This is a genomic window from Shimia sagamensis (genome assembly GCF_900182745.1).
GTDB lineage: Bacteria > Pseudomonadota > Alphaproteobacteria > Rhodobacterales > Rhodobacteraceae > Shimia > Shimia sagamensis.
Genome location: NZ_FXTY01000003.1, coordinates 382549 through 402460, shown reverse-complemented (window position 1 = coordinate 402460; position 19912 = coordinate 382549). Strand labels below are relative to the sequence as shown.

Here is a 19912-nt window from a genome sequence, read left to right as displayed (position 1 = left end):
CGCACCTTAAGACTGTTGCAGCACCTGCCCCTTGATGTCCCCGGCAGTCACATAGGGTAAGGCCGTTGGATGAATACTCTCAGATCGATCTGCACAGACCACCCGCGGGGCGCGGAAAAGGAAATACTTGCCCAGCGCCCGCCAGGTGCCAACCATCGGCGCATCCGGATCGGTGACATACCGATCCCGCCACCTTTCCGGCAAGTTCACGCCACAGATCTCTAAGCGTTCCAACATCCATACAAGAGACACATTGGCCAACGGCCGCGCCTCTTCAAATCCCACCAGTTGCCCGCCCACATCACTGTGCGCGCCGCGAAACCACACCTGCTCTACCCGGCCATCCCAATCATCGGGGCAGCGCCACAGCTCCGGCTCAAACACCTGCCTAGTTTCATCCAGCGCCAAAGCATGAAACCCATGCCGCACCACTGGAGCAAGCTGATGGTTGTGGAACGCATGGCGTCTCTCGGTGATGCGCCACAACACCGGAACTCGCGCGCCCAGCGCCTTCACTGTGTCCCAAACACCAACCATCTCTATTTCAGTAGTGTCGTAACAATGCGCTGCTGCAAATGCCTGTGCCGCATCACTGTCAGGCGTCAGTTCATAATGCCGATAAGCAGTGCGGATATTACGCTCCGTCGCGCATTCCGACCTGAGCAAGCCGACACGGTCGATCACCCCAGCGAGTGATCGCACCGCAAAAGCCCCACGCGAATAGCCCATCAAGATAATTTTGTCGCCAGGCCGATACCGGCTCGCCAAATAACCATAGGCCCGCCGGATCTGCCGATTTATCCCGCGCCCCATCAGCACGTCTAGGGTCTGCCGCCAAGACCGCCATTGCACACCCGCCTCATAGTAAACCGACACCTCCGCACCAATCTCGCGCAGCAACAGATAGGTCTGTCCGGCATTGGTCTCTTGCCCCGGCGCGAGCGAGGACATCGTGCCATCCAGAATAATCACGTGGGTGACCGCGCCCCGGCGCGGAACCGCCGGAGTATGGCTGCTGGTGAACTTCCCAGTCAGCCACTCTGATATGCGTCTATGCAGCCGTATGTTTTGCCTCTTTCAACATTTGCCACACGCGATGGGGCGTGAACGGCATGTCCGCCTGACGCACACCAGCCTCCCAAAGTGCGTCTTGTACGGCATTGGACGCAGCTGCCATGGCCCCAACGGTGCCGGCTTCGCCACAGCCTTTCATGCCCATGATATTCGCCGTGGACGGCACGGCTTCAGTCGTGAATCCAATCATCGGCATATCACTGGCTCGTGGCATCGCGTAATCCATGAAGGTCGCGGTCAACAGCTGGCCATCGTCATCAAACACCACATGTTCCATCAGCGCCTGCCCAATGCCCTGCGCCACGCCACCATGCACCTGCCCTTCAGCGAGCATCGGGTTGATCAGATTGCCAAAATCATCCACCACGGTGTATTTCTCCAATGTGACCTGTCCCGTCTCTGGGTCCACTTCAACCTCCGCCAGATGCGCCCCGTTTGGAAAGCTGCGCGCTGGCAACGTGGTGCGCTCCTCATGCACCATCAAATCCGTCCGCCCATCCGCGCGCGCCATTTCCGCGGCTTCCAGGAAGGTAGGATGTAAGTTAGAGCCTTCCGACCGGAATTGCTCATCATCAAAGCTCACATCCGCGGCATCCACGCCCATCTTCTCTGCAAGATAAGGGATAAAGGCTTTAATCATCGTTTCCACAGTCGCCAAAGTGGCGGTGTTCTGCACCGTCACAGAGCGCGACCCACCGGTGCCACCGCCTTGTTTGATGCGATCACTGTCGCCCTGCACCACCTCAATCATTTCGGTTGGAATGCCGGTCTGGTCACTCAAGAACTGCGCATAGACTGTCTCGTGCCCCTGCCCGTTGGACTGCGTTCCCACATAAATCGACACGGTGCCATCGTCATTGAACTCCACCCGCGTACTTTCACTGGGATCGCCAAGAATACTCTCGATGTAGTAGCACAGCCCCGCCCCGCGCAGCTTGCCTGCCTTGGCGCTCGCAACCTTGCGCGCTGAAAACCCTGCCACATCGCCAAACTCTTCCACCCGGCTCAACACCCGATCAAAGTCGCCAACGTCGTAGGTCTCATCCGTCGCCGACTTATAGGGAAATACCTCGGTCGGAATAAAGTTCCGCCGCCGCAGCTCATAGCCACTGACGCCCAACTCCCGCGCCGCACGATCCATCAGGCGCTCCAGCACATAAATCGCCTCCGGCCGCCCTGCACCACGATAGGCATCCACCGGCGTGGTGTTTGTGTAGATGCCATCCACCTGCAACCACGTGGTCTGCACATCATACACGCCCATCAACACACGGCTGAACAGCTGCGTCTGGATCGCCTGGGCAAACTGCGAGTTATACGCGCCCATGTTGGCCACAGACTTCACTCGATAGGCCGTCGCCTTGAAGTTCTCGTCAAACGCCAGCTCAGCCAGCGACACCAGATCGCGTCCCGCATTGTCTGACAACATCGACTCGGTGCGATCCGCAATCCACCGCACCGGCTTGCCGAGCATCTTGGCGGCATAAGCCACAATCAGCGGCTCCTGATAGATCATCGCCTTCATGCCAAAGCCACCGCCAGTGTCCGGGTTGGTCACGCGCACATCGTCTTCGCTCATCTTCAGAACACGTGCCACTTGCCCTTTGGTGCCCCAAACGCCCTGACCATTGCTAGCGACATGCAACCGGCTGCCATCCCATTCCGCATAAGCGCCGCGTGGCTCCATCGCGTTTACAATCACCCGGTTGTCGCCAACCTCAAGGCTCACCACATGCGCCGCCGCTTTAAAGGCCGCCTCCGTCGCCGCCTCGTCCCCTAAGCCCCAATCAAACGCAAGGTTCTCAGGCGCTTCGCCGTGCAGCTGCTCGCCGCCCCGTGCCAAGGCCAAATGTGCGTCCAGATCGTCATAGTCGAACAGGATCATCTCGGCCGCATCCCGCGCCTGATCCATGCTCTCCGCCACAATCACAGCAATCGGCTCACCGACGTAGCGCACCCGTTCGGCCGCCAGCAGCGGACGTTCCGGTTTGGCCCCTTTGCTGCCGTCGCGATTGTCCACCTGCGTGCCTGGCAAGTTGGCCTCAAGCCCCGCCGACAGCAAATCCGCCTGGGTCAGAACGCAGGCCACGCCATCCGCCTCACGCGCGTCCGAAACATCCAGCTCGGTCACAACGCCATGCGCAACCGGGGAGCGCAAAAAAAAGGCATGCAGCGCATTTTTTGGCGCAATATCGTCCACGTATTGGCCTTTGCCGGTCAAAAACCGCGTGTCTTCAACCCGTTTGACCGGTTGGCTTTTTCCAAACTTATCCATGGCTACTGGCTCTCCTGCGCGTCGCTCCGAAGAGCAACTCTATCGCGCATTCCGAGGGTGTCCAGAGCCTGTTGCGGCTTACAACGTGGCGACAGTTACCATTTCTTGTAGTCCATAGCCGTTGAACCCGGTGGACAGGGACGATGAATAGGCGCCCATGGCCTTGATCATCACAAAATCGGCCTCAGCAATTTGCGCAGGCAAGGCCACCGGATCCGGCAATCGATCGAGACTATCACAGGTCGGTCCGTAAACCACCTTACGCGCCATCTCCCCATCCACAACGGTCCCATCAGGCCGCAGCACGGAAATCCGATCCGGCACGCCAATGTCACGCAGTTCGGTCAGTGCGCCATAAATTCCGTCATTCAGAAATACCGCCGTGTCCCGCACGGTTTTCACCCGCACCGCCAAAGTGAACGCTTCGGCCACCATCGCACGGCCCGGTTCACAGACCAGCGCAGGCGCCTCATCACCAAAAACCCGCACAGTTTCTGCCGCGATGCGATCAAAAATCGCCTCCAAGTCAGGCGCAGCCCCACTACGATGCGCGGCAAAGCCTCCACCGACATTCAGCCGTTTCAGCGTCACACCAGCCCGCCGCGCCACATCCGCTGCCTCAACAATGTAAACCGCCCAAGCCTGCGGATCGGCACATTGTGTGCCGGGATGGAACGTCAACGAGGTCTCAAACCCCATCTCCCGCGCCTGCTGCAACAGGGCCACCGCCTGATCGGGGTCCGCACCAAATTTCTCGCCAAAGTCATAGGCCGCACCAGCGACAGGCAACCGCAGCCGCACGGCGATTTCCGTCCCCGCACGCGGCACATCTGCCAGCTTCTGCAACTCGCGCGGACAGTCAACAGACCAGCTGGCGATCCCATGTCCCACCGCCTCGGTGATCTCCGCCACAGACCGTACCGGATTGTGGTAATGCAGCACCGCATCCGGCGCCACCCGCCGCACCCGCACCATTTCCAACGGTGAAGCCACATCAAACGCGGTAAGCCCAGCGCTCACCAAATTGGTCAACACCGCCTCATCGTCATTGGCTTTCACCGCATAGGTCACCAGCCCAGCAAAGCCATCAATAAACCGCCGCGCCGTGGCTTGCAGCACCTCAGGGGCAAAATACAAAACCGGCGCGTCTGGCGAAAACTTCGTCAGATGCCAAGAAGGGGACGGCCACAGGGCCGGATCGTTGCGCATTTCCTACCTCAATCCTGTTTTTTCTCAGTTTGAGGGAGTTCCCGGTCGATTCCACGTGGCACTCTGGTAGAAATGCATGAGAAACTCGGCAAATAGGCGGCAAAACCATGCAACTTGACGAAACCGACACACAACTCTTGGCCCTGCTCAGCGAAAACGCCCGCGCGCCTGTGGCCACTTTGGCGCGCAAATTGGGCTTGGCACGCACCACTGTACAAGCCCGCATTGACCGCTTGGAGACCTCCGGCGCAATCGCCGGCTACACTCTGCGTCTCGGCGATGCTGCCCGCCCAAGACTGCGCGCCACGGCACTCTTGTCCATCGAATTGCGCAGCGGTCCCATAGTGCTGGACCGCCTCAAGTCGCTGCCTGCCGTGGAGAGCGTAAACACCTGCTCCGGGCGATTTGACCTGATTGTGCAACTGGCCGCCGACAGCACCTCGGAGCTGGACGACACGCTTGACAACATCGGTGAGGCCAAAGGTGTGAAAAGCTCCGAAAGCCTGATTCACCTATCCACCAAGCTGGACCGTCCACGCGGCTGACTGCACTCATAAGAGCCGCTAAAACCTATTTCATTGTCGGGAATTGGGGGGATGATTTGCGTGCCGTTCTGGCACGCAGGATGTACATCTCATCGCTTTCTAGCGTGGAGGCGTCTTGCGCCACATCCAGCTTATGCCGCCAAAAGCGTTAACAGAACCTTAACAAACCATATCTTTTTTGAATTTTTCCAACTTGAGTGAATAAATTTAAGATTTCTCCACCTTGCTAAACAATCTCTTCCCGCTTCCCCTTTGTTTCCGCATTCGATAGAGACAACTCCGATTGATAACGGGCGCGAACCGACACAAGGGATCACACCAATGGCGATGGAAAAAACCTTCAACGCAGCCGAGGCCGAAGGCCGGCTGTTTGACGCATGGGAAAAAGCGGGCTGCTTCACTGCAGGCGCAAACGCAAAACCAGGTGCCTCCACCTACTGCATCATGATCCCACCGCCCAACGTCACAGGCGTTCTGCACATGGGCCACGCCTTCAACAACACGCTGCAAGACATCCTGATCCGCTGGAAACGTATGCAGGGCTTTGACACCCTCTGGCAGCCAGGCACCGACCACGCGGGCATCGCCACCCAAATGGTTGTAGAGCGCAAGCTGGCCGAAACCCAACAGCCCTCCCGTGCTGAACTCGGCCGCGAGAAATTCCTTGAGAAAATCTGGGACTGGAAGGCCGAAAGCGGCGGCACCATCATCAACCAGCTCAAGCGCCTTGGTGCCTCCTGTGACTTCTCCCGCGAAGCTTTCACCATGTCCGGCGCCCCCGGTGCCCCTGACGACGTGGCTGGCGGCAATTTTCACGACGCCGTGCTGAAGGTCTTTGTTGAGATGTACAACAAAGGTCTCATTTATCGCGGCAAGCGCCTGGTAAACTGGGACCCACATTTTGAAACCGCAATTTCCGACCTGGAAGTGGAAAACATCGAAGTTGCGGGCCACATGTGGCACTTCAAATACCCGCTGGCGGGTGGCGCAACCTACACCTATGTCGAGAAAGACGAAGACGGCAACGTCATCCTCGAAGAAGAGCGCGACTACATCTCCATCGCGACCACCCGCCCGGAAACCATGCTGGGCGACGGCGCCGTGGCTGTGCACCCCTCTGATGAACGTTACGCGCCCATCGTAGGCAAACTCTGCGAAATCCCGGTGGGCCCGAAAGAGCACCGCCGCCTGATCCCGATCATCACCGACGAATACCCGGACAAAGACTTCGGCTCCGGTGCGGTGAAAATCACCGGTGCGCATGACTTCAACGACTACCAAGTCGCCAAGCGCGGCGGCATCCCAATGTACCGCCTGATGGACACCAAAGGCGCGATGCGCGCGGACGGTGACAGCTACGATGCCGCAGCCACCATCGCCATGGCTGTAGCCAAGGGTGAGCGCACCCTGACCGTGAATGAAGCCGACGGCGTGAACCTTGTGCCCGATGACTTGCGCGGCCTGGACCGCTTTGAAGCGCGCAAACTGGTGGTGGAGCAGATCACCAACGAAGGTCTCGCGGTGATGATCACCGAACACTATGTTGACGACGAAGGCCACGAAGCCTTCCGCGACATCCCGGTGGTCGAAAACAAACCAATTATGCAGCCGTTTGGCGACCGCTCCAAAGTGGTCATTGAGCCTATGCTGACCGATCAGTGGTTTGTGGAAACTGACAAAATTGTCGGCCCGGCACTGGAGGCTGTGCGCAACGGCGACGTTAAAATTCTACCGGAAAGTGGCGAAAAGGTCTATTTCCACTGGCTCGAAAACATCGAACCTTGGTGTATCTCCCGCCAGCTTTGGTGGGGTCACCAGATCCCGGTGTGGTACGGCCTCGACCTCTCCGCCGATGACTTCAAGGATGATGAAAACAACGGCGCGCTGGATCTCGTGGAAATGGGCCGCTTGCTTGGCGATGGCGGCATGCTGCACCGTGGCAACGTCACCCACTGCGCTGCCAACTTCGACGGTGTGGTTGAACAGTTCTTGGACGACAACGCCAACATCCCTGCGCCTCTGAACCACGCCACAGTAGTCGAAGTAGCCGACAAGCACGAAGCCATCCACATGCTGGCAGAAAGCCTCGCGCAATATGTGGTGGACCAAGATCCGCTCAAGCTGGTGTACCCGGTTTGGCGCGACCCAGACGTGCTCGATACCTGGTTCTCCTCCGGCCTCTGGCCCATCGGCACCCTCGGCTGGCCCGATCAAACTCCGGAGTTGGAAAAGTACTTCCCAACCTCCACGCTGGTCACCGGCCAAGACATTCTGTTCTTCTGGGTTGCCCGCATGATGATGATGCAGCTCGCCGTCGTGGATCAGATCCCGTTTGACACGGTCTACCTGCATGGCCTCGTGCGCGACGCCAAAGGCAAGAAGATGTCCAAATCCACCGGCAACGTGGTGGACCCGCTTGAGATCATTGATCAATACGGCACCGATGCTCTGCGCTTTACCAATGCGGCCATGGCCTCGCTGGGTGGTGTGCTGAAACTCGACATGAAGCGCATCGAAGGCTACCGCAACTTTGTCACCAAGATCTGGCAGGCCTGTTCTTATGGCGACAGCCAGATTGACGCCTTTAACGCTGAGCGTGGAGCCGAGCCTCCCAAGGTAAGCCTGCCGCTGAACCGTTGGATCATCGGCGAAATTGCCAAACTGCGCGAAGAGGTTGATGCAGGCTTTGAAAGCTTCCGCTTCAACGACGCTGCCAATGCGCTGTATTCCACTTTCTGGAACACCTTCTGTGACCGCTACCTGGAGTTCACCAAACCAGTGTTCCAAGGCGACAATGATGCAGCCAAGCAAGAAACCCGCGCGACATTTGCTTGGGTCATCGACCAAGCGTTGATCCTGATGCACCCGATCATGCCTTTTGTGACCGAAGAGCTGTGGAACATCACCGAAGGCCGTGGTTTCAAAATGGGCACCGCATCGCAGATGTTGGCCCACGCGCAATGGCCTACCTATACCGCAGCCGATTTGGTTGACGCTGAGGCAGAAGCCGAAATGAACTGGGTCATCGCGGTTATTGGCAACGTACGTTCCGCCCGCGCGCAACTCAACGTACCTTCGGGGTCCATCGTGCCCATGTTGGTCACCGAAATGGACGATGCCGCCCAGACCTACTGGGATCGCAACGGCGCGCTGATCATGAACAAAGCCCGCATTGAGAGCCTGACTCAGGCTGACGAATTGCCAAAAGGCTGTATCTCCATCGGCGCTCCCGGTGCCTCCTTTGCTCTGCCCTTGGCCGACATCATTGATGTGGCTGCGGAAAAAGCACGTCAGGAGAAAAACCTGGGCAAACTGACCAAAGAACTGGGCGGCTTGCGTGGACGGTTGAAAAACCCAAAATTCGCGGCGTCCGCCCCCGAAGAGGTGGTTGCTGAGGCCCGCGAAAACCTGGCCCTGCGCGAAGAAGAAGAGGCCAAGATCAAATCGGCACTCGCCAAGCTCGCAGAGCTCGACTAACGCGAAAAAAACGCATCATGCCCATATTCGGGCATGATGCGAGCCTTCCAAGGTCTTATCCAACGTCACGGATGCGCCTGAAAACAGCCCCAACATATTTGTGTAAACTTGCTGGAGGGATGCTCCCTCTCGTAGGTTACTTAAACACTGGCTTTCGCTTCTGAATATTCGCTGCGATCACTTCCATCTGGTGCGGTTTGCCAATCAACTCCGCCTGCGCCCGGCTCTCTTCCAGAAGAACCGCGTCCACATCATCCATGTGCTCTTCTGCGTAGCCAATCAGTGCCTTGGCCGCTTGCACAGCCGAAGGGCTCTTACCGGCAATCTCTTCCGCCAGAGCTATTGCCGCCGCCAGCGGGTCATCGACAATCTCGGTCACCAGTCCCCAGGCCAACGCCTGCTCCGCCTCAATCGGCGCCGCTGTATAAGTCAGTCGACGCAAAACATCGGAGCGCACAAGATGTGGAAGCAACGCCATCCCCCCCATGTCCGGGATCAGCCCCCATTTCATCTCCATGATTGCCATCTTGGTGCCCGGAGCCGCAAAACGAATGTCCGCGCCCAGTGCCAATTGGCACCCGCCGCCAAAGGCCACGCCTTGCAGCGCCGCAATCACCGGCACCTTCAGCTTGCGCCATACCATGGCCACCTGCTGCGCGTCATTGGCATTGCCATGCGTGCGCGGCATGATCCGTGCCACCGGGTCCTGCCCTGCCAAGGCGGCAAAGCTCATCACGTCCAGTCCAGCGCAGAATGACTTTCCCTCACCGGACAGCACCACAACCCGCACATCCTCATTGTCCATCAGCCCTTCGCCAGCGTCGATGATGCCATCAAACATCGCCTGATCCAGCGCATTCATCTTGTCACCGCGGGTCAGTCGCACATGGGCGATGTGGTCTTTGATCTCTACCGATACACGGGCCATAAAAGCCTCCTCACAGATGGGTTTTCTTGATCCTACACTCTGTGTCCCTCTGGTGAAAATCCACCCTGACGTGAGGGCATTTGCTCTTGTGCCATCCCCGTCCTTGCGTCACTTTCCGCGCATGACCGGACCTCGCTATACCAAACTGGCTGAAAGCCTGCCCGCCACCGTTCCTTTTGTTGGCCCCGAAGCGCAAGAACGCGCGATGGGGCACCCCTTTGCCGCCCGCATTGGTGCCAATGAAAACATCTTTGGCCCCTCGCCCAAGGCAATTGAAGCCATGCAAAAGGCGGCTGGCGACATCTGGATGTATGGCGACCCCGAAAGTTTTGATCTGCGTCACGCACTAGCGGCACATCATGACATTGCCCCGGAAAACCTCGTGGTCGGGGAAGGCATCGATGCGCTGTTGGGTTACCTCGTGCGCCTATTGATTTGCAATGACGACGCAGTTGTCACGTCTGAGGGCGCCTACCCCACCTTCAACTACCACGTCGCGGGGTTTGGCGGCACCTTACACAAAGTACCCTATCGTGACGACGCCGAAGACCTGGCCGCCTTGCTGACCAAAGCCTCTGAAGTGGACGCAAAACTTGTCTACTTCGCCAATCCCGACAATCCGATGGGCAGCTGGTGCGCAGGCGAAGACATTGTCGCACAGCTCGACAACATCCCGGACGGCTGTCTGCTTCTGCTGGACGAGGCCTACGTTGAACTCGCGCCAGACGGAACAGCCCCCGTGATCGATATCAATGATCCCCGCGTGATCCGCATGCGCACTTTCTCCAAGGCGTATGGCATGGCCGGCGCCCGTGTGGGTTACGCCATTGGCGAAACTCAAAACATCCGGGCATTCGAAAAAATCCGCAATCACTTTGGCATGAACCGCGCCGCACAGGCCGGCGCACTGGCCGCGCTGCAAGACGCTTCTTGGCTCTCTGAGACCTGTTCCAAAGTCGAAGCCTCTCGCCAGCACATCACCGAAGTGGCCGCCAAACACGGCCTCATAGCCTTGCCCTCCGCCACCAACTTTGTCGCCATCGACTGCGGCAAAGACGGCACCTACGCCAAAGCGATCCTCGATGGTTTGGTCGCACGTGGCATTTTTGCTCGCATGCCCTTTGTCGCGCCACAAAACCGCTGCATCCGCGTCAGCTGCGCACCCGAAGCCGAAATCACTCTGCTGGACAAGGCACTTGGCGACGCCTTGGAGGATCTGGCCTGACACTTGCACACTTAATTCGCGCCTCGTTCATAGTTTTTTTTCCGTTTTATGGCAGGAATGAAAGCACACTAAGTGTAATGAGAGCCAGCGATGTCACGCCCCGTGCAACCTGTACAAGATCACACCACCAGTTGCCTCGTCATGGCATTTATCAACCTGCTCTGGGTTCTTATGTTGGTACTTCTCCTCTGGGGCCTTCCGGCGGTCTTGATACTTGCCATCGTCCTAAACGCCGGAATCGACCGGCTGCGCACCCACTTTGAGCGACGCGCCTAGGCCTCTGCAATCACCCGCGCCGCAGCATCGATCGCGCCGGATCCGTGTGGAATATCAAGCGCAATAAGGCCGGTTTGAACACTGGCCAACAGCCCCATGATCATCTGCGCATTCACATGCCCCATGTGACCAAACCGGAAAAACCCATCACTTTGCGGATCATCTTCCGTGGCCATGCCCAAACCAATACCCAGTGTTACACCTGCTTGATCCTGGCACCAGCGCCGCAACCGCGTGCCGTGTTCCTTACCAATGCGTAGGGATGTAACCGCCCGACTACGATGTGCCTCATCCGCGATATTTAGCTCCAATGGCCCTTCCGCGCTCCACGCGTCACAGGCGGCCCAAATGGCTCTGGCCAATACATCGTGGCGTTGCCAAACCTGCTCCAGCCCCTCGTCCAGGATCATGTCCAACGACGCCCGCAGCCCATACAGGTGATGCGTCGGCGCTGTGCCACAAAACAACTGATAGTACGCTTCGGGGTTGGCCCGAGGCGCCCAATCCCAATACCGGCTAACGCGAGGCATCTCTGCCCGACGCGCTGCGGCCTTTTCGTTAAAAAATACAAACGCCATGCCCGGCGGCACCATCAGCCCCTTTTGGCTGGCGGCGATCATCACGTCAGCTCCCCAGGCGTCCATTTCAAACCGGTCACAGCCAAGAGACGCGATGCAATCCACCATCAACAAAGCAGGGTGGCCGGTTGCGTCAATAGCCGCCCGCAACGCTGCGATGTCGTTGCGCACTGAGGTGGAAGTGTCCACATGCACAGCCAACACAGCTTTGATGCTGTGCGACTTGTCCGCCGCCAACGCCTCTGCCACCTTGGCCGGATCCATAGGGCACCGGCGTCCAAAATCGATGACCTCACATTCAGCCCCCAGCCCGGCTGCGACTTCACGCCAGCCATGCCCAAAGGCACCCGTTGCAGGCATCAAAACACGATCACCTTCCGCAATCACATTGGCCAACGAGGCTTCCCAAACAGCGTGGCCGTTTCCGATATAGATTGCCACATCATGCCTTGTGCCTGCGATCTTCTTCAGATCCGGAAGCAGACCATGTGTCATTTCAATCAACTCACCTTCATAGATGTTTGGCGCCGCCCGATGCATCGCACGCAACACAGCCTCCGGCATCACCGATGGCCCTGGAATCGCCAGATAGGTTTGTCCCTGAGTGAGTTTCATGATCGCTGCCCCCGTAAATCTCCAAGGCACCCTATCCGGCTTTTGCGCAACGTCAATCGCCACTTGCTCCACCGATGCACTCTGTATTGGCACTGGTTTTGCCTCTCTGTGACCTGTAAAGGTCAAATACAAATACAAGGTCGGAAAAGGCTGCAATCGTGACTGACACAGACGTCCAACCCACCAAAGACAACGGCTATTTGCTGTCCTGGCTCTGGCGGAAGTATCTCCACCGTCACAAGTGGCTGCTGATTTTCTCATCGGTTCTCATGGCAATCGAGGGCTCCACGCTTGGCCTCATCGCTTGGATGATGGAACCGATGTTTGACACGGCTTTTTCGGCAGGCAGTGAAACCGCACTTTGGGCGGTTGGCATGGTTTTTGCCGGTATCTTTTTCACCCGCGGCGTCACCAGCATTGGCCACAAGGTCATGATGACCACCGCAGCCCAACGCACCTCTGCCGACCTGCGCATCGACTTGCTTGGCCGCATGATGCTGCAAGACAACGCGTTTCACCAAACGCACCCACCCGGATATCTGATTCAGCGCACGCAATCAGATGTGGGCGCCATCAATGGAGTTTGGAGCTCATTCATCACCGGCGCAGGCCGCGACTTTATCTCGCTGATCGCCCTGCTCGGTGTGGCCCTGAGCGTGGATTGGCGCTGGACCATTGTGGCTTGCATTGGCACCCCACTCCTGATCCTTCCGTCTTTGGTGGCGCAGCGTTTTGTTCGTCGCCGCGCCCGCGAAGCCCGTGATTTGGGTGCAAAAATCGCCACACGGCTTGATGAAACCTTTCACGGCATCATCCCCACCAAGCTCAACCTTCTGGAAAAATACCAAATTACAAAATTTGGTTTTTTGACTGGTAAACTGGTGCGGGCTGAGGTGCGGGCCACCGCCGGCACCTCCTCCATTGCAGCGATGGTGGATTTCACCGCTGGCCTCGGCTTCTTTTGTGTTCTGATTTATGGCGGTGGCGAGATTGTATCTGGTGAAAAATCCATCGGTCAATTCATGAGCTTCTTTACTTCCCTGGGTATGATGTTCGAACCGCTGCGCCGCCTCGCAGGCCTCTCTGGCCGTTGGCAGGTTGCCGCCGCTGCCATCGAACGCCTCAAGGAGCTTATCGAAGCCGAACCCACCATCAAATCGCCCCCCAATCCTGTCGCAGCACCACAAGGCATTCCGGGCATCACTATGGACAAGGTCAACCTTTCTTATGGCGACGTCACGGTTCTCGATGGCACCAGTTTTGTAGCTGAGCCCGGCAAAACCACCGCGATTGTAGGCGCATCCGGTGCAGGCAAATCGACAATTTTTAATGTCCTCACCCGCCTTGTTGATCCCCAAGTTGGAACCAGTCTCATTGACGGCGTGAACAATCGCGACATGAGCCTACCCGATTTGCGCAGCCTGTTTTCCGTGGTGTCCCAAGAGGCCATGCTCTTTGATGACACCATCCGTGAAAACATTCTCTTGGATCAAACCAATGTCAGCGAGGAACGTTTGCAAGAAGTTCTTAAGGCGGCCCATGTTTCAGACTTCCTGCCCAAATTGGCGGACGGTCTGGACACCCAAGTTGGCCCGCGTGGCACCAACTTGTCTGGGGGCCAACGACAGCGTGTGGTGATCGCCCGTGCCCTGCTGCGTGACACGCCTATCCTGCTGTTGGACGAAGCGACGTCAGCGCTCGACACGCGGTCTGAAACCGTCGTTCAAGCCGCTCTGGACAAACTGTCCACAGGGCGCACGACCTTGGTCATCGCCCACCGTCTCTCAACAGTTCGGGATGCAGACAAAATCTTGGTCATGGACAAAGGGCAGGTTGTGGATGAGGGCACCCACGAAGAGCTGCTTGCGCAAGGCGGTATCTACGCGGACCTTTATGAGCTGCAATTCAAAACCAAAGGCGAAACAGCAGAAGCGCGGGCTTTGAAACCGGCCGAAGGCTTCAACGCAGCTCTCCCCAAACCAAAGCGCTCTCTTGTCGCACGTCTCTTTGGCCGCCTGGCCGGACGCGAATAAGCCGCTCATTGGCGCCGGTACGCCGACGCCAGTTTTTCCGGTGAAACACCGCATATGTACCGACCCAACGTCCAAAGGTTGCGCCCCCCTCGGCGCAACCAGCCTTGGGCCTGATATTTGCGCGGGCTGGTCGTGACATGCCCGGGAAGCCGTAGGAATCGCGATCGACCAAGCGCACGCGCAAGCGCCACGTCTTCCATCAACGGAATGTCCGGGAACCCGCCCATCTCCTCATAGAGACGTCGCGAAATCAAAAGCGCCTGATCACCATACGGCAAGCCGAATACCCAACTTCGCAGGTTGGCCCAGCCTGCCACCAAACTGCCAGCGAGCTTTCCTTTGTCAAACGACAAGCCAAAATATCCTGCCCTATCGATATGCGCCAAATGCGCTTCAACCGATGTACTCCACCCCTCAGGCAAAACCGTATCGGCATGCACAAACAGCAACCACTCACCCTGTGCCTTGGCGGCCCCTGCCCGCAACTGCCCCCCTCGGGACGGCGCACAGTCTACCACTTCGGCACCCGCCTCCTCAGCAACGTCCAGAGTTGCATCCTTTGAACCCGCGTCCGCCACAATCAGCTCTCGCAGCAGACCAGTCGAGACGCCTTCAAACAGCGCGCCTAAACAGGTCGGCAACCCGTCCTCTTCGTTCAGTGTCGGGATGATAACACTCACAGGTGCACGCATTTCTTACTCCAGCCCTGTTGCACGGCGACATTGCTTCTATATGACAGAGAAGCGCAAGAACAGGAGCAGCGGCATGTCGACCTCAGATCGCAGCATTTTTCGTCTCACCGGCAGCGACACCGAGAGCTTTTTACAGGGGCTCATCACCAATGACATGACCCATCTCACCGATGGGTTGCTCTACGCGGCCATCCTGACGCCGCAAGGCAAATACCTCGCCGATTTCTTTCTAAAACGCGATGGCGATGCGGTTCTGCTGGATGCTGACGCGGCACAGGCCCCCGCCTTACAGCAGCGCCTGACCATGTATAAGCTGCGCGCCGACATCAGTATTGAACCAACCAAGTTGTATCTGCATCGCGGATTCGGTGATGCGCCTGGAGACGGTGCCGCCGACCCTCGGACCTCAGCTCTGGGTTGGCGCGCATATCGCGACACACCGCAATCGGATGATGTCGTTGATTGGACCGCACTCTATGTCGACAATCATATCCCCAACGCGGGTTTGGAATTGGACCAAAACAGCTTCATCCTCGAAATGGGATTTGAACGCCTCAACGGTGTCGATTTCAAAAAGGGCTGTTACGTCGGGCAAGAAGTCACGGCGCGTATGAAGCACAAAACCGAATTGCGCAAAGGACTTGCAGTTGTTGGCATTGACGGGGAGGCCCCCTTCGGCACGCCGATTCAGCACAATGACAAAGCCGTGGGCACCCTGCTCAGCCGCGCCGGTGATAAAGCTCTGGCCTACCTGCGCTATGACCGCGCAAGCGAAGACATGACCGCTGGTGACGCCAAGATTCGTTACCCCGCCTGATCAGCCCAGCATCTTGCGATAACGCAGTCCCAGTACCTCCGCTCCCTGCCCGCGCATGAGGTTCTGGGAATGGGTATTGAAGCCTTGCACCATCGATTTCCACTCCCGGAAGTCGTTTTGGACCATCCAACTTTCCATCGCCGTCACCAATGACTTGCCAACGCCCTGCCCACGGCAACTTTTGTCGACACATATCTGATCCAGTTCCACGTGACGAACTGAATGCAAAAACGGTGAGGCGTCTCGAACGACCGGCACAGCCAAAATGAAACCTGTGAGGTCACCAGCGACTTTCTCAGCGACAAAGATCATCGCGCCTTCGCTTAGCCGCGCCGAGAAGAAGCCCATCACTTCCTCCGCCGTAGCGTCTCCGCGGTACTGTTCCGGATGCTGAGCTTCATGCAGCGCGTTCACTTGCGCCGACAGCGGCAGAAGCTTCTCAAGCTCTTCCGCCTTCAAAAATCTAATCACAAAAAAACCTCCAGTGGTGTCACCGGAGGTTTCTCAATCTGTCCCCCGGCAGGTTGCGCGGGGATATATGTCCGGACGCAACTTATGCGCGTTCGGAATATTCCATGGTCTCGGTGTTCACCACGATGCTTTCGTCCTGGCCCACAAACGGTGGCACCATGACTTTTACACCGTTATCCAGGATCGCAGGCTTGAACGAGTTGGCCGCTGTTTGGCCTTTCACCACCGGCTCCGTCTCAACAACTTTGCAGATCACTTTCTGTGGCAACTTGGCATTCAGCGCCTCGGATTCGTGAAATTCTGCCACGATGGTCATGCCATCTTGCAGGAAGGGGCGGCGTTCGCCCAGCAACTCCGCAGAAATCTGATTTTGCTCATAGGTCTCGGTGTCCATGAAGATCAACATGCCATCATCCTCATAAAGGAACTGCTGGTCTTTCTGTTCTAGGCGCACACGCTCAACTTTATCCGCGGAGCGGAAACGTTCGTTGAGCTTGGAACCGTTACGCAGGTTTTTCATTTCTACCTGTGCAAATGCGCCGCCTTTTCCGGGCTTTACGTGGTCTACTTTCACCGCGGCCCAAAGACCACCATTGTGCTCCAGCACGTTGCCGGGACGAATTTCGTTACCGTTGATCTTGGGCATATTAAGAAAACCTAAGCAAAAAAGGTTGATCGGAGGGTTTAGCTTCCTATATCTGCCCAGTCGACAGGTGGCAAGACAGCCTGTCGCGAGAACAATCCACAGAATGCTATGCAAATTCCGCATAGAAGCTATGCATCTGCGGGCTATTCGAATCGGCTTGGATGGGTCATAAGGAGCGCCACGCCGGAAATACAAGAGCAATAACACAAGGACGACGAGATGACCGATTTCGTTGATGCAGCGGCATACAACAATGAACAAGGTAACCGTGCACGCAAGCTGTTCGCAGCTGTGGTTCTCGCGGCCTTGGATGATGCCATTGCAGATGACAAGAAATATGGCAACGGCCCGGAACAGATTGCCCGTTGGGCCCGGTCCCGCGACGGTCGCGAAGTGCTGTCCTGCGCTGGGATCGACCCCAATGAACGTGTGGTCGAAGGCCTGATGGAATTTGTCGGTAAAGGTGTCCGCACCTCGGTTGCGCTGTCGCGCGAAGAGAGCGAGCGCCGCAATGCCGCTGCACAGGCCGAAGCTGCCTAAGCACCGTCACACGCTGCCAAACAAAAAACGCGCCCCCAAGGGCGCGTTTTTTGTTTCTGAATGATGCGTTCTGAGCGCCGTTTGTTAACCTATCCTAGGTCGTGCGCCGCCAAAGCTCGATGGATTTCACGCCGCACCAACTTACGCACATTGCGCGTGATCCGCTCACCAAGTGCACCCTGAAGCTCTTGGCGGACAATATCAGCCACCATTTCTCGCAACATCGCTTCGTCAATTTCCGCAGCTTCATCCACGGCGGCTCCAAAGCTTTCCGGTTGGGACAAATCCACCGCATCAGCCACCTCTTCAGGCATGCTCTCACGCATCTCATCCACCACAGCACCCGCCATATCCGGCATCAGCTCGGTGGCGGGCACCTCAATCACTTCTTCGGTTGAAGTAGCGTCCCGAAATTGATGAATCCGCGCTTCCAACACCTGCTTGAAATCAAACGGCTGTTCTTCATCCACTGCCTCATCAGGCGCGGAATCAGTCACAGCAACATAGGACATGTCCGCCTCGTCGCGCGCCTCTGTTTCGGCCTCAGCAAAGCGTTCCGGATCCGACAGGTGGCTTTCACCAGCGCTGATCTCTTCAACGGTATCCTGCTGATTTTCAACAAAAACCAAGTCTATATCGGGATCAGATTCTTCAGTCTCCTCGGCCTCGGCATCGCCGACCACTAACGCAACCGTGTCAAAATCCTCGTCAGCCGCAACCTCGGCAAAAGGAGCATCTTCACCCTCATCCGAAGCGTTAGATCGACCGGCATCTTCAACATCAGCGGACTCGTCTGGCGTCTCCTCAACCCGAAGTGCTGGTGTCAAAACCAACGCTAGCGGAGCCTCTGCTGGTGCAGGCGTGCTCTGTGCCAAATCATCTTGAACAACAGCGGACTCTACGACCACCGGCCGCGCCAAAGCCTCGGTCTCTTCGGCGTTTTTTACTGGTCGGTTTTCCGACACAAGCCGCCGAATAGACGTCAAAACATCTTCGATTTCCGTGTTGGTCACTGGATCGGACATAGAAATTCACCACTCTTACCTCACGGCGAGTGTAGCCTCTGCTGCTAAGCCATACAACAGATAGGAAAAATGTTATTCTTTCCCAATTGCTTTAAGCACACGGTCTAATTTTTTACCTTGTTCAGACCGCAGTGCAGGCGCATTTTTCACCATGTTGAAATAGGCTTCCGGATCATAGCGCTCCACCCGCAGGTTCAGGTGATCCACGGTCAAAAGCCCCATGGATGACAGAACCGCATAGGCCGCCACAATCTGCACCGCCTGCGCATCAATGCGATCAGCTTCCGCATCCAACAAATCTTGCTCAGCGGTCAAGACATCCAAAGTGGTCCGCGCGCCCAGCTTTGCTTCTTCACGCACACCTTCAAAGGCAATCCGCGACGCTTCAACTTGCCGCGCACTGGCTTGAATTTGCGCACCGGCCGCGATCAACCGCGCCCAGGCCGTGCCTGCATTCTGGCGAATGCTGTGGCGCACCACGTGCAGGTTCGCCCGTTCGGCGTCCCGGCGCGCCATAGATTGACGCAGCAACGCTGACAATCGCCCACCTTGGTAGATAGGCCCGCCCAATTCGACGCCCACACGAGCGGAGTCAGAGAATACGGAAGAATCAAAGTCCCGACGGGCACCGATATTTGTTTTGAGGGTGACGGTTGGCCCCATCGCCGCACGCGCCCGCTCTACATTAATTTCAGATGCTGAAATTTGGTACTGCGCTTGCAACATCTGTGGGTGTGAACGTACCGCAACTGTTTTGGCCTGATCCAGGGAGCCTGCCGCTTTCGGAAGGCTGCGCGGCGTCACCAGGTTGCCGGGACGTTCACCAACGGCGGCTGCATAGAATTCTTTACTGGCATCCAGATCGCCACGCGCCGCGGCCAACTGGGCACGCGCCCCCGCCAAACGGGCTTCAGCCAACGCCACGTCGGTGCGTGTGACTTCACCCACTTCAAACCGATCTTGCGCAGCCTGCAATTCCCGCTCAAGAAGGCGGAGGTTGTTTTGACGCAACTTCACCAGCTCGTCGTCTGCTACAACGTCCATGAAAGCCTGCACCGCGTTGAACAGCACTGATTGCTCCACAGACACCAACGCCTGACGGGTGGCCAATACCGATTCCTTTGCAGCCTCGACGGCCAACTTCGAGTTGCCATTGTCAAAAAGCAGCAGATCCGCAGAAACACCAATATTGGCATAAGGCGTCCAGCCAACAGCTGACGTCACAGACCCCGCGCCAGACCGGCCATAGTCGTAGTTGACGTTGCCAAACCAATTGATGATCGGGCGCAGCAGGGCTTGTGAAATCGCCACATCTTCGTCCGCAGCACGCAACAGAGCGCGGTTTTGCTCCAGCAAACCACTGTGCTCATAAGCAGTCGCCAAAGCGTCTGAGAGGGTCTGGCCTTGCGCCGCGCTCATAGACACCACGGAAACTGTCAAAGCCAGCGCACCGCGCCGGACCGCATTTTGTACCTTCTGGAACATG

General features: G+C 57.4%; 16 protein-coding genes. 6 read left to right on the top strand and 10 right to left on the bottom strand.

Translation table 11 applies throughout. The features are described 5' to 3' along the window. Positions 1-6: 6 nt before the first annotated feature. The 3 genes from QOL67_RS10115 to QOL67_RS10105 form a co-directional block, all read right to left on the bottom strand. Positions 7-1065, bottom strand: a complete 1059-nt coding sequence (locus tag QOL67_RS10115; protein ID WP_430458949.1) for a T6SS phospholipase effector Tle1-like catalytic domain-containing protein — start codon at positions 1063-1065, stop codon at positions 7-9. Continuing rightward, positions 1052-3349 carry a xanthine dehydrogenase family protein molybdopterin-binding subunit gene (locus QOL67_RS10110; protein ID WP_283425841.1) on the bottom strand — a complete coding sequence of 766 codons (2298 nt, stop codon included), beginning with the start codon at positions 3347-3349 and terminating at the stop codon, positions 1052-1054. Before QOL67_RS10110 ends, QOL67_RS10115 begins: the two co-directional genes overlap by 14 nt. A gap of 78 nt (positions 3350-3427) precedes the next feature. Continuing rightward, the gene (locus QOL67_RS10105) at positions 3428-4558 is read right to left on the bottom strand and encodes a type III PLP-dependent enzyme (protein WP_283425840.1); all 1131 of its coding nucleotides are present in this window, start codon (positions 4556-4558) and stop codon (positions 3428-3430) included. A gap of 107 nt (positions 4559-4665) precedes the next feature. Between QOL67_RS10105 and QOL67_RS10100 the strand changes: the two genes are divergently transcribed. Together QOL67_RS10100 and QOL67_RS10095 are read left to right on the top strand one after the other, a co-directional pair. Then, positions 4666-5103, top strand: coding sequence for an Lrp/AsnC family transcriptional regulator (locus QOL67_RS10100; protein WP_283425839.1), 438 nt, complete (start codon positions 4666-4668; stop codon positions 5101-5103). A 321-nt stretch (positions 5104-5424) separates the two neighbouring features. Further along, complete coding sequence (locus tag QOL67_RS10095) at positions 5425-8580, top strand: valine--tRNA ligase (protein WP_283425838.1); 3156 nt, start codon at positions 5425-5427, stop codon at positions 8578-8580. A 136-nt stretch (positions 8581-8716) separates the two neighbouring features. On the opposite strand, the gene QOL67_RS10090 is transcribed toward QOL67_RS10095, so the two are convergent. Next, positions 8717-9508, bottom strand: coding sequence for a crotonase/enoyl-CoA hydratase family protein (locus tag QOL67_RS10090; protein WP_283425837.1), 792 nt, complete (start codon positions 9506-9508; stop codon positions 8717-8719). A 121-nt stretch (positions 9509-9629) separates the two neighbouring features. Between QOL67_RS10090 and QOL67_RS10085 the strand changes: the two genes are divergently transcribed. Continuing rightward, on the top strand, positions 9630-10733 hold the full coding sequence (locus QOL67_RS10085) for a pyridoxal phosphate-dependent aminotransferase (RefSeq protein WP_283425836.1): 1104 nt from the start codon (positions 9630-9632) through the stop codon (positions 10731-10733). Between the two features lie 272 nt (positions 10734-11005). Here the strand turns inward: QOL67_RS10085 and QOL67_RS10080 are convergent, their stop codons facing one another. Next, on the bottom strand, positions 11006-12202 hold the full coding sequence (locus QOL67_RS10080) for a pyridoxal-phosphate-dependent aminotransferase family protein (RefSeq protein ID WP_283425835.1): 1197 nt from the start codon (positions 12200-12202) through the stop codon (positions 11006-11008). 158 nt (positions 12203-12360) lie between these two features. On the opposite strand from QOL67_RS10080, the gene QOL67_RS10075 reads away from it, so the two are divergent. Beyond that, a complete protein-coding gene (locus QOL67_RS10075; RefSeq protein ID WP_283425834.1) occupies positions 12361-14235 on the top strand; it encodes an ABC transporter ATP-binding protein in 1875 nt (624 codons plus the stop codon). Between the two features lie 5 nt (positions 14236-14240). Here QOL67_RS10075 and QOL67_RS10070 read toward each other — a convergent pair whose 3' ends face one another. Continuing rightward, positions 14241-14927, bottom strand: a complete 687-nt coding sequence (locus QOL67_RS10070; protein WP_283425833.1) for a TIGR04283 family arsenosugar biosynthesis glycosyltransferase — start codon at positions 14925-14927, stop codon at positions 14241-14243. 73 nt (positions 14928-15000) lie between these two features. On the opposite strand from QOL67_RS10070, the gene ygfZ reads away from it, so the two are divergent. Continuing rightward, positions 15001-15744, top strand: coding sequence for a CAF17-like 4Fe-4S cluster assembly/insertion protein YgfZ (gene ygfZ / locus QOL67_RS10065; protein WP_283425832.1), 744 nt, complete (start codon positions 15001-15003; stop codon positions 15742-15744). Here the strand turns inward: ygfZ and QOL67_RS10060 are convergent, their stop codons facing one another. Continuing rightward, on the bottom strand, positions 15745-16215 hold the full coding sequence (locus tag QOL67_RS10060; protein WP_283425831.1) for a GNAT family N-acetyltransferase: 471 nt from the start codon (positions 16213-16215) through the stop codon (positions 15745-15747). 82 nt (positions 16216-16297) lie between these two features. Further along, positions 16298-16861, bottom strand: a complete 564-nt coding sequence (efp, locus tag QOL67_RS10055; protein WP_283425830.1) for an elongation factor P — start codon at positions 16859-16861, stop codon at positions 16298-16300. 219 nt (positions 16862-17080) lie between these two features. On the opposite strand from efp, the gene QOL67_RS10050 reads away from it, so the two are divergent. Beyond that, positions 17081-17401, top strand: coding sequence for a DUF6280 family protein (locus QOL67_RS10050; RefSeq protein ID WP_209065235.1), 321 nt, complete (start codon positions 17081-17083; stop codon positions 17399-17401). A gap of 89 nt (positions 17402-17490) precedes the next feature. On the opposite strand, the gene QOL67_RS10045 is transcribed toward QOL67_RS10050, so the two are convergent. Further along, positions 17491-18426: a hypothetical protein gene (locus QOL67_RS10045; protein ID WP_283425829.1), complete on the bottom strand. Its 936-nt coding sequence runs from the start codon at positions 18424-18426 to the stop codon at positions 17491-17493. Positions 18427-18498: 72 nt separating this feature from the next. Continuing rightward, complete coding sequence (locus tag QOL67_RS10040; RefSeq protein WP_283425828.1) at positions 18499-19911, bottom strand: TolC family outer membrane protein; 1413 nt, start codon at positions 19909-19911, stop codon at positions 18499-18501. Position 19912 lies beyond the last annotated feature (1 nt).

Bases quoted from the DNA above. Each gene is read 5' to 3' on its own strand.
- QOL67_RS10110 (WP_283425841.1), bottom strand. From the start codon at position 3,349: ATGGATAAGTTTGGAAAAAGCCAACCGGTCAAACGGGTTGAAGACACG.
- QOL67_RS10085 (WP_283425836.1), top strand. From the start codon at position 9,630: ATGACCGGACCTCGCTATACCAAACTGGCTGAAAGCCTGCCCGCCACC.
- QOL67_RS10105 (WP_283425840.1), bottom strand. From the start codon at position 4,558: ATGCGCAACGATCCGGCCCTGTGGCCGTCCCCTTCTTGGCATCTGACG.
- QOL67_RS10070 (WP_283425833.1), bottom strand. From the start codon at position 14,927: ATGCGTGCACCTGTGAGTGTTATCATCCCGACACTGAACGAAGAGGAC.
- QOL67_RS10080 (WP_283425835.1), bottom strand. From the start codon at position 12,202: ATGAAACTCACTCAGGGACAAACCTATCTGGCGATTCCAGGGCCATCG.
- efp (WP_283425830.1), bottom strand. From the start codon at position 16,861: ATGCCCAAGATCAACGGTAACGAAATTCGTCCCGGCAACGTGCTGGAG.
- QOL67_RS10090 (WP_283425837.1), bottom strand. From the start codon at position 9,508: ATGGCCCGTGTATCGGTAGAGATCAAAGACCACATCGCCCATGTGCGA.
- QOL67_RS10095 (WP_283425838.1), top strand. From the start codon at position 5,425: ATGGCGATGGAAAAAACCTTCAACGCAGCCGAGGCCGAAGGCCGGCTG.
- QOL67_RS10045 (WP_283425829.1), bottom strand. From the start codon at position 18,426: ATGTCCGATCCAGTGACCAACACGGAAATCGAAGATGTTTTGACGTCT.
- ygfZ (WP_283425832.1), top strand. From the start codon at position 15,001: ATGTCGACCTCAGATCGCAGCATTTTTCGTCTCACCGGCAGCGACACC.
- QOL67_RS10100 (WP_283425839.1), top strand. From the start codon at position 4,666: ATGCAACTTGACGAAACCGACACACAACTCTTGGCCCTGCTCAGCGAA.
- QOL67_RS10050 (WP_209065235.1), top strand. From the start codon at position 17,081: ATGACCGATTTCGTTGATGCAGCGGCATACAACAATGAACAAGGTAAC.
- QOL67_RS10040 (WP_283425828.1), bottom strand. From the start codon at position 19,911: ATGTTCCAGAAGGTACAAAATGCGGTCCGGCGCGGTGCGCTGGCTTTG.